Below are 15,742 nucleotides of genomic sequence, written 5' to 3'. Positions count from 1 at the left end.
TCTTGATTCTCACAAAAACAATTCATTGAAATTCCAAACCGCCAGACCAGAGAGCAGTAGGAGTCCGATCGCCCCGCCGATTTTGGCAAAAGGAGAATTGACTTTTTTACCCATGATTTCTTCGTCATTAGCCACGGCATACATGGCTAGGCCGATAAAGGGCACGAGGAAAATGGTGACACTTTGGGCGAAAATGATGAGTTCGAGCGGGAGCTTTCCGAAGATCAGCGAGATGCTTGCCCCACAGATCATCACCAAGGCAATCAGTCCCCGAACGGCCTTTCCACTTAGCTGATTTCCAAAACCCAAGGCGTCGCCGAGCAAACTTCCGCCCACGGTGGCATTGCCTACCAAGGAGGAAAAGGAAGCCCCAAATAGCCCCGCCAGGAATAAATGGGCCGCATAACTACCAAAAAGAGGTTCGAGTGCTTTGGACATTTCCGAAGCGGAATTCACCGAAATACCCTGAGGCTGAAGAACAGCAGCGGCACAGATGATGACGACCGCACTCATGATTCCGAGGATGTAAATCCCGGTGGCACTACGCTTTGCACTCGTTTGTCCGGAACCGGATTTTCGGCTTTCCTGCACCAAATAGGCCTGATAAAATGCCCCGACGATGGAGAAACAGGAAGCCACAAAAGCGATCAACAATCCGGCAGATCCCAAGGGAATCGAAGGCACAAAGCCCTTGATGATACCGCTAATAGAAGGCTTGCTAAGAAAGAGTGTAGTCAGAAAGGAAAAGAGCATCAAGCCTACCAAGGCGATCATCAGCTTTTCCAATGTCTTGTAAAAGCTTCTGAAGAAGAGTAGGCCCATCCCCAAAAGATTGAATACCAAAACCCACAACCAAGTTGGGGTATCCGTAGCCTCAGCCACTGCGATGCCTACACCGATGGAATTGCCCGCCTGAAAGGAGGTGGTCACCAGAAATACACCGAAGCCGATGACAATACCTGCCACTTTTCCCCATTTCTGACGGATCAGCGAAAGGAGGCTTTGATCCGAGCTCAGGCCGATTCTTGCGCCCATTTGAGTGAAAATGAGCATGAAGAAAATCGCGACCACCACCAGCCAAAGTGTCTCATAGCCATAGCTGGCCCCAAGCTTGGAGGTGAGGGTCATCTTGCTGGGACCGAAAACCAACGCTGCGGTAATGATCCCCGGACCGAGCGTTTGAAAGAAGGGAATGAGTTTGGATTTGGCAGTCATCAGCGTAGGGATTCGATTTGGGTGGAAGAAATAGGACTGGACGGATTGCCCCAAGCCGAGCGGATATAGGTCAGGATTTCAGCAGCCTCCCGATTGTCGAGGAAGGAAAAGGCAGGCATGGCTTGTGCACCATTGGCCGAAGTCTTTCCTTGGAGCAAAAGCTCGATCAGGGGTTTGGGATCACCACTCACCCATGGATTTTTTGCCAAAGCAGGAAAAACACCCTCCACTCCTGCCCCATCCGCTTTGTGGCAGGAAGCGCAGTAGCTTTGGTAGAGTTGCTCGCCATCCAAGCCCAATACTTCGGTGGCTTTGACCGGGGAAATGGAATTGGTGCTTTGCGTTTGGGTTGGACTGATTTTGATAATTTTATCATCTCCGGGAAGGGGAAAACCCGGCTGTGGATTCCAATCCTGATTGCTTGTGCTGAGGTAAATGGCTCCATCCGGGCCCACGGCCACATCCCGCAGTCGCCCATACCGGTTTTCAAATAAAATCTCCTCCGAAGGGATGGATTGACCATCGGCACTCAAAAAAAGAATCCGGAGGCTTTTGCCTTTTAATGTGGTCAACAGCAGGGTATTTTTCCATTCAGGAATCGCCTCCGAACCATAGTAAGTCATTCCCGCAGGTGCAATCACAGGGGTCCAGGAACGGATGGGTTCGATGGTTTGATTGGCGGCTGCAAACTCCAACTCAGCTGGTAAATCCTGCTTTCCTTCGATGGCCGGCCAACCGTAATTGCCGGATTTTTGGATCAAATTGACCTCATCCTCGATGGCATCTCCGTGCTCTGAAGTGTAAAGCAAACCCGAAGAAGAGAAGGCCAAGCCCTGCATATTGCGAAAGCCCCAGGCCCAAACCGCACTGGTTGGGTCAGGATTGTCTGCCGGGATACTGCCATCGGGATTGAGACGGAGGATTTTTCCATTGAGCTTTTCTCGATTTTGGGCATAGGTATAATCGTGCTTGTCTCCGGTCGCCCAATAGAGCTTTCCATCCGGGCCAAAAGCCAGGCGGGATCCATTATGAGAGGTGCCCCCTTCGATCTCCAGCAAAACTTTGGGCTCGATGAGCGTATCTCCTTTATAAGTATATCGGACCAGTTTGCTTCGGATAATCGAATCATTCTTGACCGTGTAATTGAGGTAAAGGAATGGGTTTTTGGAAAAGTCAGGATGCGCCACCATTCCCAAAAGCCCGGAAGTGCGGACTTTCCAAACCTCAGGAATCTGAAGTAGATAGCGTTGCTCCCCGGTTTGGAGATTGATTCGGGACACTTTTCCCTCCTGCTCTGCAATCCAGAGAAAGCCTTCCGAATCCACCTCGAGATCCCAAGGAACATTCAAGGAATCGGCCAACACCTCCACTTTTAGCGTAGAGGCTGCAAGTTGGATGGTATCCAATTGAATTAAAGAGAGCTCAGGCAGCTTGGTTTGGCAGGAAGCCAAAAAGGCCAGGGCAAAAAACCAATTCTTACTCATTTTCTGGACTTGGGTTTGATCTGAACTGGCTTGGCAAAGTCTGTATTCATCTGAGTAGGCAGGAGAAATACATTCCCTTTCTTATCCGAGAAATAGAGCTGGGAAAAGGACTTTTCCCTTCCGTGACCATCCGCCCAAAAGGCGAAGAAATCGGGATGCACATGGACCGGTCTTCGGGCATAGGAATGATTTCGCTCTGAACCTGCAGTCATGATCTTACTTTTCCAGGTTTTCCCTTGGTTTTTGCTGATCCAAAGGACCATTTCCCCTCCGGTATTGTAAGGCTGAGGTCCGGTGGCGGTGGGCCCGATGATGCGCCATTCGCCTTTTGCATCGATGTAGAGCGAACCCATATCGTAGTTATTGTCTGAGTTGGTGACGGGGAGAATTTCCCATTCCAGTCCTGTAAATCGAGCGGTATGCCAAGTGCGTGGGCCTTTTTCAGGTCCTGCCTCATATCCTTTGCTCGTGACAAAAACGATGACGGGACGGCCCTTTTCATCATAGGTCAAGTCATTGATATAAACCAATAGGCCTTTGGATTCATATTCAGCGACTAAGGCTGGAGCTTGGACTTCGGTCACCGGAAGCTGGACTTTTTCTCCGGTGGCGGTTTGCCAAGAGTCTCCAAAATCCCGGGTTTCGAGGTAGTAAAGATTGGTGCGGAAGTTCAGCCCATTGACTCCTTCCTTGATGGGATGGTAGTTGAAGGCTGTCCCGAGTGTGGTGCCTTTCATTCCGCTGGTTTGGTAATGGCCTTCGGAAATTGCGGCTAGGTCTTTCCATTCGGAATAGTGTATTCCATCGGCACTTCGCATAAACCCAATGGTGCGGCGAGGTTTGGAGGGTTGGCCGGGAATTACCTGACGCTCGTAATGAGTGAAAAGGTTTAAAAACCCTTTTCCGGATTGGTACCAAGACTGGAGATAGGAAAAATTGTCCATGGGAACCCTTTGCCCTTTGACCTCTTTGGTGGACTGAATGCTCTCAAACTCAGAAATATCATAAGGCTTTTTGCTTCGGCTGATGTATGCCGGACTGTTGGTACCATGTGCGGTGGAGAAAATCCAGATAAATCCCTCCGAATCGATATTCATCACCGGATTGTCATGGGCATTGTCGGTTTCCTTGTCCAGCACGATGGTGGGACGGGGAACCATCCCAGTTTTGTGATCAAAATAAGACACCATGTGCAGAAGAGTATTTCCTGAAGGGTCTGCACCCCCGTAGCAGAAGAAGGTTTTGTTCACTTCCTTCACATAAATAGAAAAAGGATAATGATTGGCGGGATAGGTGCCCAGGCCTCCGCTGTATTTGTACACGTACTCGTCATTGGAAGGCTCGTTGCTGTACCAAATGCCCCGATAGCCGGTATCCGGCTGATTGAGCAGCTTCGGATTTTGCCCGAGTACTGGGAAGCTCAGTGTGAGGAGAAAAAGTAGGATGATGGGTCGCATGAGGGAGAATGGAGGTTGGGAAGTTTGGGGGTTGGGATGTTTGGGAGTTAGGGAGATTGAGGGTGGTTAATGAGATATTGGTTGTCTTGTTGTCTTGTTGTCGGGTTGTCCAGTTGTCCGGGTTTTCTAATTTCTCGGTCTAAGATCTTGAGTCTAGTGTCTTGTGTCTAATGTCTTGTGTCTAATGTCTTGTGTCTTCCGTCTTCTTTTTCCCATTCCAAAACCCAAACCCCTCCCAGCCCGCCCATCCAAGAAAGTATTGGACAGGCTGGAAAGTAGGTTTTGAGGAAATAATTAGTGATACGGAGGATAAATTAAGGTTTGGCTTTTCTACTCTGCATTTGAAGGGAAATCCCCCCTGCCCCCTTAGGAAGGGGGAGTTGGGACTGCTTAATTTTCAAATACTTCACTAGGATTCAACCTTCCTTGGATCTTATCCAGCAGGCTATCAATACCCAGGATTCTGGGTCATTACACCGGGATTGATATCAATCTGGCTTTGAGGAATCGGGAACAGGGCCTGATGCGCTTGCATGCCTTTGGAAGCCAAAACCTCGATTGCTCTTCCGGTCCGGACTAAGTCAAACCAACGATGACCTTCAAAAGCCAATTCGGATCTTCTCTCCTTTTCCACAGCCAATCTGAATTCCGTCTGATTTGTGATTCTCAAGGATGGATTGGCATTGGTGCTACTCAAGGCTGGAAGCCCGGCTCTGGTTCTGATCTGGTTGAGGAACTCGAAAGCGGGTCCATTAGCCACATACCCCACTTCATTGAGCGCCTCGGCATACATCAAGAGCACGTCTGCGTAGCGAAGCACGATCCAGTTGACATCAGCATCCAAGTTGGCCGCAGGTGTGCTGCGGTATTTGAGGATGTAGTTGTGCTTGGTCTCTCTTCCGCTTAGCACATAGCTGGTTGCCATGGAAACATCCCTTCTCAAATCTCCAGTCTCATACGACTGATACATTTCATCGGTGGGAATATTTTGTCCCAAGGGATTACCGACAGCGACTACTGCGGTTCCGGAGCCTATTGGAGCAAACTGGTTGGAAAATGGACTTCCTTCCCCATTGGAACCACCTTTAAACTGGACCTCGAAAATAGACTCTGTATTATTTTCATTGGCGGGTCCAAAGATGGAGGCATAGGTTGGTCTCAACTGGTACCTGGTTTGACTTGCTGCATCGATTACTTGCTTGAGCTTTTCCGCTGCGAGTGTCCATTGTCTTCTGGTCAGATAGACTTTGCCAAGCAAAGACATGGCGGCACCTTTGGTAGCCCTTCCGATATCAGCACCGGTGTAGGAAAAAGGAAGTGCTCCCTCTGCATCCACCAAGTCAGCGATGATTTGCTCGTATACTTTATCGGCTGATTCACGCCCAAAGGCGTATCCTTCCTGAGGGTTATTGATCACCACAGTGACCAAAGGCACGTCTCCATAGATCCTTACCAGGTTGAAGTACATCATCGCACGAAGGAATTTCGCTTCCCCGATATATCTCGCTTTCAGAGCGGCATCCATCTGGATCGGCTGGATTTTGTCGATCAAAATATTCGCTGCCTGAATTCCCTGGTAGTGGGCATTCCAGGTATTGGAGCTGATCGAAGTGACTGGCACATTGGTAAAATCATCCACCGCCTGCTGGTCTGCCCCTGCTGCGGGGTTAGTGATTTCGGTATTGTCAGAGCGCAGTTCGCCGATGATGTGCATGGAAGAATAATACTGTCCTCCATACTGTAAGGAACCATACACTGCTGTGAGGGCATTTTTCATGTCCTCCGGAGTCTTGTAGAAGTTGTTGCTGTTTTGCTGGGAAATAGGAGCCAAATCCAGAAAATCACTGCTGCATCCGGTGGCCGTCATGAGGGCCAAAGCTCCTGCTGCGAAAATAATTTTATAATTTTTCATAGTGAGAATCAGATTAGAAGCCAACATTTAAACCAAACATAAAGGAACGGGCCAAAGGATATCCCCCTGCATCCACTCCTGGCACCAGGGTACTTCCGCCTTGGGCACTCACTTCAGGATTATATCCTTCGTATTTGGTGAATGTGAAGGCGTTTTGCACAGTAAAGCTGAGTCTGGCGCTGGAGAGTTTCAACTTCTGAAGAGATGGTTGAGGCAGATTGTAGCCGAGTGTGATATTTCGGATTCTCAGGAAAGAGCCGTCTTCCACAAACAAGGAGGTTACGTTATTCACCACATTGCTTCCTGCCAAGGCATTGAAGTTTCGGTCAATCTGAGGAGAAACCCCATCACCACGATCCGTCTCTGACATCCAGCCATTAGATGTACTTCTGAGCACATTATAGGTACCGGAGTAATTGCCATAGTATCTTCTGGCTAGATTGAGTACTTCGAAACCCTGCACACCCTGAAGGGTAAATGAGAAGTCAAAACTCTTGTAATTGAATGAATTGGTCATCCCGTAGGTATAGTCCGGGAAAGGACTTCCCAAGACAGTACGATCGGCTGTAGTAATGACTCCATCCCCGTTGATATCGGCAAATTTGAGTTGGCCAGGCTTGGACTGTACTGTTCCGTTACCGTTGAGTATTACCGGACTGCTGTCCAGATCCTGCTGGTTTTGGTAGACACCTACCACTTGATATCCATAGTAGCTTCCGGGCTCAGAACCGATCTGCGTAATGTGAGTCGGTGAGGAGGCGGAAGTCACTTGTCTGGAGATGATCGGAGAACCATCCGGCCCCAAAGCTTGCACGCTGATATTGTTGGTAGAGATGTTGAAATCCGTCGTCCACTTGAAAGCTCCAACCGTATTGCGGCTGGTTACCGTGAATTCTAAACCTTTGTTGAGGATTTCTCCGATGTTTTGAAGCGCCGTATTGTAACCCGTGAGGGTGGGAACAGGCACATTCAAGAGAAGGTCAGAGGTACGCTTTTGGTAATAATCCGCTGAGAGGTAGAAGCGGTTTTGCATCACACCAAACTCCACCCCGATATCCGTCTGACGGTTGGTTTCCCAACCCAGTCTACTGTTTGGAATATTGGCAAGTCGAATCCCGTTGTTGAGTACTCCACCATTGGCACCGAAGATGTAATTTTCCTGAGCAGTAAGACCAATTGCCCCATAGTTGGCAATGAAATTATTCCCGGTCAAACCGGTACTGGCACGGAGACGCAGCTCTGAAATCCAGCTTACCTCGCTCATGAAGTTTTCCTCCGAAATTCTCCAACCCAAAGAAACGGATGGGAAAGAACCCCAACGGCTATCTACTCCAAAACGGGAAGAACCATCCCGACGGAATGTAGCCGTCAAAAGGTATCGGTCATCGAAGTTGTAGTTCACCCTTGCCAGATAAGAAAGCAAAGACCATTCTTCTTTGGTGTTGAAGGCACTGGTGATGAGACCAGCGGCATTGATCGTTTTGATATTGTCATTCGGGAAGTTGGTTCCCGTCATACGATTCACGTCAAGCAACTCATTTTGAGCAGTATAACCCAAAACTGCATCAACATTATGCTTGCCAAATGACTTGGCATAGCTCAAGGTAAATTCAGCAAGCCAGTTTCTGGTTTGACTGGTTGCATTGGTTCCTACAGCAGGTTTGGTAGGGTTGACACTGTTTGGATTGATGAGTGAATTGGAGAAAATATCTTCACGGAAATTTCGGATGTCTCCACCCACCAAGGTTTTAAACTTCAGGTTGTCCAGGATGGAATATTCTGCGAAAGCAGTACCCAAGAGTCTGAGTGTTCCTTGCTGATGGAAATATTCCCGGGCAATTTTTACCGGATTATCCACTTCAGAGAGGCCGATACCTTGTCCCGTCACCTTGGTGTAATTGCCAAATTCATCATAAGGAGTCAGGTGAGGTGCCGCGGTGATAGCGGATTGGATGATGCCTCCCCCCTGCCAGTTGCCTTCAGCCAAAGACTGATTTGAGAAGGTATAAGATGGCGTGATATTGGCGCCTACTTTTACTCTTTTATTCATCTGAGACTCCACGTTGACGCGGAAGGAATAGCGCTTGAGGTCAGAATTGATAATTACACCCTGCTGATCAAGATAGCCTGCTGAGACAAAATATTTGGTCTTGTCATTACCTCCAGAAAAGTTGAGCTGGTAGTTGTTCATCCTTGCAGTACGGAAGATTTCCTTCTGCCAGTTGGTACCTTCGCCCAGAGATTCCGGATTTTGGAATACCTCAGGAAGCAAATACATCACGTTGTTGAGTCTGACCGAATTGGGATCGGTAGCCAGTCTATTTGGACCGGAATTGACCCAGGCATTATTTCTGGACTCATTGATGTAAGCCGCAAATTCCCTTGCATTCAATACGTCAACCAGTTTTTCCACTTGCTGCACGCCTGTGCTGACGTTAAAGTCGATTCGGGAAGTACCGTTTTTACCTGATTTGGTGGTAATCAAAATCACCCCATTGGCACCTCTGGAACCGTAGATCGCCGTAGCCGATGCATCTTTCAGCACCTGAATATTGTCGATATCGGATGGGTTTATGGTATTGAGCGGGTTGTTTCTTTGGTCAAAATCATTAGTCACCGGAAATCCGTCAACCACATAGAGTGGCTCATTTCCGGCACTGAGTGAACCTGCACCTCTGATTCGCACGCTGGCCCCTCCACCCGGTGCACCTGTAGATTGGGTGACTACCACACCCGCCATCTGACCGGCCATCGCCAAGTCTAGGCTGGGAACCTGTTGATCTCTGATCTTATCCGAATTGATTGCACTTACGGAGCCAGTAATATCTTTTTTCTGAATGGTACCGTAGCCGATGACCACAAATTCCTGCAGGTTGTTTTCTTCCACAGCCAAGCGCACATCAAGGATAGAGGAAGTACCCACTACCCTACTGAGGGTCTGATAGCCAATAAAGGAGAAAACCAATACCTGACCTTCAGATGCTTCGATGGTGTAGTTACCATCGATATCGGTGACTGTACCACTGGTAGTTCCCTGAAGAAGAACTGTCACACCGGGAATCGGTGCGCCTGTCTCATCTGTGACTTTCCCTTTTATCGTTGCAAATTGGATTTCTTTGGTAATCAGATCTTGGGTTTGATTGCTTGCGGGAATGACAGAAATGGTATTGTTGACCTGTTTGAAGCGGAGATTAGTCTGCTTGGCTACCTCTACCAGGTGTTCTTCCACACTGGCGGAAGTATTAATGGAGGCGATGGTCGGTGCGTTTTTTACAGCCTGCTGGGTGTAAAAGAATTTGAAATCGGTTTTTCGCTCGATTTCCTGAAAAAGCTGAAGGATAGAATAACTGTTTTTTTCCAACTTCAGGTGTACTTCATCGATGCTCTTGACCTGAGCTTCAGAGGTACTAGCCATGAGCGGACTCAAGGTCAGGCAGAGGACAGCTACTCCCCGAACTAGCATCTTAATAGACATGACTATTAACGGTAGGATTTTTTTCATAATTTGGAATGGTAAGTTGAAACATAGAAATACCCTCAGGATGCCAGACCGCGAATCTTCAATCCTTGGGTGCCGTGTTTTGATTTTCACAGGAGTGTATAGCCGTACGCTCCTGTTTTTTTTTATTCAGCTTTCATTTATTCATAGGCAGGATTTACTTAAAGTGAATAAAGACTTCTTTTTCATTGAGCTGATAGGTGAAACCCATGGATTCGCTGAGGACATGAAGCACATTGCGAAGGGATTCGTTATTATCAAAAGTACCCGTTGCTTTATCTGAAGAAGGATTTCCACTGACTTTCACACTGACTCCATACCATCGCTGAAGGATGTCGACCATCTCAGGAAAGGTGGTATTCTGGAACTTCAGTACTCCATCTATCCACAGGATTCGATCTCGGGTATTGACTTGGTATTTGATGGGATTGGGCTCATCCACGGCGAGCATGGATTCTTCTCCCGGATTGAGTTCGAGCTCCTTGGAGTTGCCCAGCTGTTGTAGTTTTACTTTTCCTGTGACTAGGGTGACTGCCACTTTATCCTGTCGGTTGAAGGTGGAGATATTGAAGGATGTACCCAGTGCAGTGGTGGTAATACCTTTGGCTTCTACAGAAAAGGGATGATCGGGATCTTTAGCCACTTCAAAAAAAGCCTCCCCTTCTAAGTTCACCTTCCGGTTGGTCTGAAAATCCTCCGGATAGGAAACCGAACTTGCGGAATTGAGGTAGATGGTGGATCCATCCGAAAGGAGGATTTTGGTTTTCTGTCCCGAAGGGTTGGTTCGGGTAATCCACTGGGGGGAGCTAGTGGCCTCTGTTAAAACCCTAGTTTCAGGTTGCTGTTGGGTGGAAAAGTAGGCGTAAGCTGAAAGTGCAATTAAGGCCAGTGCGGCCGCATATTTTGTCCAAGTTGAGAAGGAAATCCTTGTTTTCAGCGGTTGGGATTTGCTGATAAAAGGCTTGGCATATCCTGATTTCTCTGAGTTGATCTTCTGCCAAAGTAAGTTATTGTCCCAGGTATAGTCTTGGGATTTGATTTTTTCGCTCCAGAGTTGGATGATCTCCGCCGAAAGAAACTCTTCCGCTTCGGGGCTTTCCAGCCATTCGAGGAATTCGAGAGCTTCTTGGGGGCTCAGTTTTCCCGAATAAAAATCATCAATTCGCTTTTTGTGATCCATGAGAGGTCGATTACTGGATCATATACCCTTAAGCTATCGGAACTACTCACTGGGAAAGAAAAAAAGTTTGTTTTTTTTTGGATGGGAGTATGGAAGTCTGGAAGTTGTCGGGGTTAGTTCTTGATCGTTAAACGTTAATTGTTAAGCGTTAAAGCGTCATCTGCAAGGACTGAAAGATAGATTTAAGGTAATAAATATCGAATGTCAAATGATGAACTTCGAATGTCGAACTCCACAGAACACGAACTTCGAACTTTTTAATATCGAATATCGAAGGGTTTTGATTCTTCGGTCTTGTCTCTTGATTCTTGCTTCTTGAAACTACCTTGCTCAATCCATCAAGGCCAAAAGAAGGGAATCGACCACAAAAAACAACAGGCCTGAGGAAATGATCTTGAGTTTGGTAAGTTTTTCCCTCACGGCTGAAGTGGCACGGAAAATCTGATTTTCTACCGTCCGTTTGGAGATATTGAGTTGATCGGCGATCTCTGCCACACTTAGGTTTTCGAAGTAGCGGAGCTGGAATATTTTTTTCTGAGCGGGAGGAAGCTTTTCAATGATCTCCCTGGTGAGTTGACTAAACTCCGAGAAGATCAGCTCATCGTCGGCACCGGGGGAAGCAATTTGTTGAATCAAGGGGATTTTGTATTGCTGGAATGCGAAGAATCGGGCATCTTTTTTGGCTTTTTTGATAACCAATGACCGGACAATGGCAATGAGGTAGGCATTGATCGAGAGCTCTGGATCGAGCTTTGATCTGTTTTTCCAAATCTTTAAAAAAACCTCCTGCACTACCCCTTCCGCATCTTCATGACTTAGGTTCATTTTTCGGGAGATATGGTAGATCTTTTCCGAAAACAGGAAATACAACTTCTCAAAAGCTTTTTCATCGCCTAAGGACAATTGGATTACAAGTTGACGATGCTCTAAGGAGTCTGTTGCCATTTCTGATAGTGCGTACGATCAAAAGAAACAATTTATATCGATTGAACAAAACTAAATAATGGGAAGTCGGGAGGCGGTGTGGAGGATCGTTGAAGATTAAAGGTTAAGCGTTACTCGTTAAAGGGTTAAGAGTTTAGGGTTCGACGTTCGGGGGGTGGAGTGACTTGCATTCTATTAGTGGAGTGCTTAGGTAAAGGCTTAAAGCAGTTTGATCAGGAAATCCATTTTTAGTAAAAATCAATAAAATAAATTTTCGCTTTGGTCTTTTTCCAGATTTTTTAAGCTCAAAACGTGCTGGAAATACGAATTAAAACTTTGTAACTTTCTGATTATTAATTATTTGAATAATTCAATTGTTTCACTAAAATCAAACTTTTATGTCAACATCAATTTTATCCTATCGTTTTACAGATTTGTCACTTTCAAATGCAGACGGAACGAAACAAGCCCAAGTCAAAAACTGCACTTTGGGTCAAGGTCCAGGGAGAGTAAGCGGTTGGGGAGATTTTCCCTCTTCATTTATTTTCAATGGTACGGGAGGTATTCGAGTTTCGCTAGCCAAAGAGGAGTTGGATCTGAGGCAATTTTCCCTAAGGCTTATTTTTAGAATCACGGAAAACCCATCGGGCAGAATCAACCTATTTGAGGCCAACTCTCTCCCTTTTTCCGTGTTTGCCATGCCTGGTTCTGCTCCGGGCAAATATTTCCTTCACGCTTCCGTCCACACCAAAGAATATGGCTGGAGTTCGGCCATCACCAAGTTTGACTATGAAATGAGTGTTGGAAGTTGGGTCAGATTGGAAATCGGCTATGATCTAGATACCCTGTTGGTAAAAATTGATGGCAGATCCAGAGTCATCCATGCATTTCCCAAAGGGGAACTCAAGCCGGGAACTGGATCGACAGCCTTTATAGGAACCTGGGTGGACGGAGTGCGAAATGCACTTATTGGAGAAATGGCATTTTTGGAACTCACCCATGGCCTTCCATTGGAATTGGAGAACGAACTGGATCAACAACGAACTCTTCCTGCCTGGCATATCAGTTATAAATACCAGGATTTCAAGAAAGACCGGGATTTAGGCAATCCCCTTGGAAGCATCCAAAGCCGAGCAGGAAGCTTTTTCAGAAAGTTTGAAAGGGGAGTGATCCAATATCATCCCAGTTTTGGAGCTTTTGCTATTTACGGGGAAATACTTGCTGCCTATGAGGCCTTGGGAACGGCTCTGTCTAATGAACTTGGGGCTCTGATCAGTGATGAGGTTGACGGAAGACTCAGTGGGGTCCGGAAATCGGTATTTCAGCGAGGAGCCATTTACTGGTCTTCCTCAAGTAGGGCCTATCCGGTAGTGGGTGAAATGTATTTGGAATATGAATCTTTGGGAGCGGACAGTTCGGTAATTGGCTTGCCGATTGGCAGATACAGTGCAGTCGGCAGCGGGCGACAGCAGGTTTTCCAAAGAGGAAGGATGTATCATAAAAATGGTTCTCCCAGAGCATTTGAGGTACATGGATTGATATTAGAAAGGTATCTGGCTCTGGGCGGTCCGGTCAAAAAAGGTTTTCCGATCTCCAATGAACTCGATGTGAAAAACGGGACTTTGGTCATTGGTAAAATATCCGAATTTGAGGCTTGTGATATTTATTGGAGTGCTTCGACGGGGGCCTATGAAATTTATGGAGCGATCAGGGAAAATTATGATCTTATCGGAGGTCCACTGAGTGCGCTTGGTTTTCCAACCTCCAATGAGGAGAACGTTCCGGGTGCTGCCGGAGCTAGGATGAACACTTTCAAAAACGGCTCCATAGTCTGGTTTCCCAGTCATGGAACATTTATCTGTTATCCTTTTGAAATTCATCTTCAAAGGGTTTCCACACGGGATGCGGATGACGACATCATTTTCAAAGATGACAGTGATATCTACGCCAAGATCATTGTCTTAGAAAACGGGCACCAAGTGCACAGTTCGGTCAAACCTAATTCCGGAACCTATTCCAACACCACGGAGGCGACATTGAATCATACCGTCAACCGGATTTTCACGCCCAATCAAATCCATCAGACCGTGGTATTGGAGTTTCAGGCTTGGGACAGTGACAATGGTAGACCATTTGGTGGAGGGGATGATAATCTTGGCTTTTACAGGCAAACCCTTTCCGCCTCAAACGCTTGGGGACTTTTGGGTACGCAGGGAATTTTCAACAGAGCAGGCGGTAGTCATGGGCTGAAGCTAGACTGGTCGGTTCGACCCAGAATTCCTCAGGGAGCCATTCCGGACCGGAATTACTTTTTTTGGGGAGCATCCAACCGAGGGACAAGTACGATCTCTTGGGATACTTATGCGGATGCGTTTTCAGATGTGACCAAAGGGGTTAACTTTTTCGACCATGTATCCCTCAAGTCTTTATTTTACGAACTGGTAGTCAAGGGATTGGCAGCCAGCGGAAATTGCTTTGGAATGTCTTTGGAGGGAATCTATGCTCTGAAATGCATGAGCCGGTATGGAAAACCTTTAAACCGATTTACCTGGGCTCAAACAGAGCGGGAATTCAATATCAAGCATCAATACCAGGTAGGCGCCAATGCGATCTGGTGGTTTGTCGGACAATTTATCACCGGGAATACCCATGATCCCAAGCGGGTATTTTCGGAAACCGAGTATTTCAATTCGATCGGGAACAAACCGGTGATCTGCATTTCCCAGAATTATGATTTTAGCGGGGCACCTCACTGTATTTATCCCCACAGGTGGCGTAAAGAGGGCGACAATTGGTATATCGACTGTTTTGACCCCAACAATCTGGATGGGAACCGTACCATCCACATCAATGCCAGGACCAACAGTTTCAATTACAACAATGGGCGGACGTATTCAGGAACTGCCTGGACTGGGGGGAGATTTCATTATATGCCTTGGTTTATTCTCAGTGGGGAGCCCAGGACTCCGATTTGGGATGCCATACTTCTTTTGTTGACCGGATCCGTTTTAATCTTTGCTGACAGTGGGGAAACCGTTGCACTGACCGATTCATCCGGCAACAATCTAAACGGGGGAAAACTCAGTCAGGGAGAGGCTTCCAGAAGACATCAGATGTTTATTCCTTTCCATGGTCTAAATGGGGTAATGGGGGGAAATATTTACATGCAGAAAGGATTTGGTCTGTCCAACAATTTCAACCATCAAATCCGGGCAAAGAAAACCAGTCCATTCAGCTATGGTATCGCCAATCTGAATGGAGAACTGCGATACAATACAGCCTTTAAGACAGGAGAAATCGAATTATTTCAGGCCAGAAAATTAGGTTCTCAGGAAAGTCAGGTTTCCATTTTGAGTAAGGAAGCCAAACTTTACGAGGTTGAGTTAAGTCAGAAAATCGGACAGGAGATTATCCGTACCAAAATCGAAAATATTCCTACCGGGAAAGACAGGGAATTGGTTTTTTCGGTTCAGCCAGGAATTGAAGGAATAGATATTGTCAGTTCGGGAGGTACTGCTACTTCACGAATTTCTACGGAAGTCTATGATCTGAGCAACAAGCTGAAAACAAAGGCTCAGTTTAACCTTGATCTGGAAGGTGGCATCAGGCTGCGTAATTCGGGGGTGTTGAGTACCGGGGTGTTGAGTACCTCCAAGATCGACACCATAAAAGGAGCTGCATTAGACACCAAGATAATTCTACCCAGGTAATCAAAAGTCATCTAGGATAAATAGCTTAAGCACCTGATGGGGTGAAAATTGGGGAAGTTGTCTGGTTGTCTGAATATCCAGTTGGCTAGTTGTTCCGTTTTCGGGCTTGTCTACCTGAGTTAAGTTGTCTATTTATCAGTTTGTCCAGTTTTCCTGCCTGCCGGAGGTAGGTTGTCCGGCTTTCTGGTTAGTTTTTTAACCAGAAAAGCCGGACAATTTCGACTGGTACCTGTCGAACGCCGAATCCGCTACACCAGGGCGAACAGGCATGGCAGATAGGTGGGGAATGGAATCGGGGGTTACAAATTCATGGAGTATTATTTTTTGCCACAAAGACTCGAAGTCAGTAAGATGTTAACCA

General features: G+C 46.8%; 8 protein-coding genes. 1 reads left to right on the top strand and 7 read right to left on the bottom strand.

All coding sequences use genetic code 11. The features are described 5' to 3' along the window. Positions 1–9: 9 nt before the first annotated feature. From DDT91_RS20050 to DDT91_RS20020, 7 genes are all read right to left on the bottom strand, one after another. Positions 10–1,215 (bottom strand): Nramp family divalent metal transporter, encoded by a 1,206-nt coding sequence (locus DDT91_RS20050; protein WP_187177985.1) that lies wholly within the window; start codon positions 1,213–1,215, stop codon positions 10–12. Then, on the bottom strand, positions 1,215–2,699 hold the full coding sequence (locus DDT91_RS20045) for a PQQ-dependent sugar dehydrogenase (protein WP_187177984.1): 1,485 nt from the start codon (positions 2,697–2,699) through the stop codon (positions 1,215–1,217). The genes DDT91_RS20050 and DDT91_RS20045 overlap by 1 nt, the downstream gene beginning before the upstream one ends. Then, positions 2,696–4,156 (bottom strand): BNR-4 repeat-containing protein, encoded by a 1,461-nt coding sequence (locus DDT91_RS20040; RefSeq protein WP_187177983.1) that lies wholly within the window; start codon positions 4,154–4,156, stop codon positions 2,696–2,698. The genes DDT91_RS20045 and DDT91_RS20040 overlap by 4 nt, the downstream gene beginning before the upstream one ends. Before the next feature lie 448 nt (positions 4,157–4,604). Beyond that, complete coding sequence (locus tag DDT91_RS20035) at positions 4,605–6,068, bottom strand: RagB/SusD family nutrient uptake outer membrane protein (protein WP_187177982.1); 1,464 nt, start codon at positions 6,066–6,068, stop codon at positions 4,605–4,607. A gap of 13 nt (positions 6,069–6,081) precedes the next feature. Then, positions 6,082–9,570 carry a TonB-dependent receptor gene (locus DDT91_RS20030; protein WP_255502205.1) on the bottom strand — a complete coding sequence of 1,163 codons (3,489 nt, stop codon included), beginning with the start codon at positions 9,568–9,570 and terminating at the stop codon, positions 6,082–6,084. A 154-nt stretch (positions 9,571–9,724) separates the two neighbouring features. Beyond that, the gene (locus DDT91_RS20025; RefSeq protein WP_187177981.1) at positions 9,725–10,747 is read right to left on the bottom strand and encodes a FecR family protein; all 1,023 of its coding nucleotides are present in this window, start codon (positions 10,745–10,747) and stop codon (positions 9,725–9,727) included. A gap of 330 nt (positions 10,748–11,077) precedes the next feature. Next, positions 11,078–11,692 carry an RNA polymerase sigma factor gene (locus DDT91_RS20020; RefSeq protein ID WP_187177980.1) on the bottom strand — a complete coding sequence of 205 codons (615 nt, stop codon included), beginning with the start codon at positions 11,690–11,692 and terminating at the stop codon, positions 11,078–11,080. Positions 11,693–12,069: 377 nt separating this feature from the next. Between DDT91_RS20020 and DDT91_RS20015 the strand changes: the two genes are divergently transcribed. After that, positions 12,070–15,381, top strand: a complete 3,312-nt coding sequence (locus DDT91_RS20015) for a hypothetical protein (protein WP_187177979.1) — start codon at positions 12,070–12,072, stop codon at positions 15,379–15,381. Positions 15,382–15,742: the final 361 nt, after the last annotated feature.

The sequence above is a fragment of the Algoriphagus sp. AK58 genome, assembly GCF_014324365.1.
Classification (GTDB): Bacteria; Bacteroidota; Bacteroidia; order Cytophagales; family Cyclobacteriaceae; genus Algoriphagus.
This window is presented reverse-complemented; position numbering and strand designations above follow the sequence as displayed.

What these genes read in the sequence shown, in the direction of transcription:
- DDT91_RS20035 (WP_187177982.1), bottom strand. Translation starts at nt 6,068, where the DNA reads ATGAAAAATTATAAAATTATTTTCGCAGCAGGAGCTTTGGCCCTCATG.
- DDT91_RS20015 (WP_187177979.1), top strand. Translation starts at nt 12,070, where the DNA reads ATGTCAACATCAATTTTATCCTATCGTTTTACAGATTTGTCACTTTCA.
- DDT91_RS20040 (WP_187177983.1), bottom strand. Translation starts at nt 4,156, where the DNA reads ATGCGACCCATCATCCTACTTTTTCTCCTCACACTGAGCTTCCCAGTA.
- DDT91_RS20045 (WP_187177984.1), bottom strand. Translation starts at nt 2,699, where the DNA reads ATGAGTAAGAATTGGTTTTTTGCCCTGGCCTTTTTGGCTTCCTGCCAA.
- DDT91_RS20025 (WP_187177981.1), bottom strand. Translation starts at nt 10,747, where the DNA reads ATGGATCACAAAAAGCGAATTGATGATTTTTATTCGGGAAAACTGAGC.
- DDT91_RS20050 (WP_187177985.1), bottom strand. Translation starts at nt 1,215, where the DNA reads ATGACTGCCAAATCCAAACTCATTCCCTTCTTTCAAACGCTCGGTCCG.
- DDT91_RS20020 (WP_187177980.1), bottom strand. Translation starts at nt 11,692, where the DNA reads ATGGCAACAGACTCCTTAGAGCATCGTCAACTTGTAATCCAATTGTCC.
- DDT91_RS20030 (WP_255502205.1), bottom strand. Translation starts at nt 9,570, where the DNA reads ATGAAAAAAATCCTACCGTTAATAGTCATGTCTATTAAGATGCTAGTT.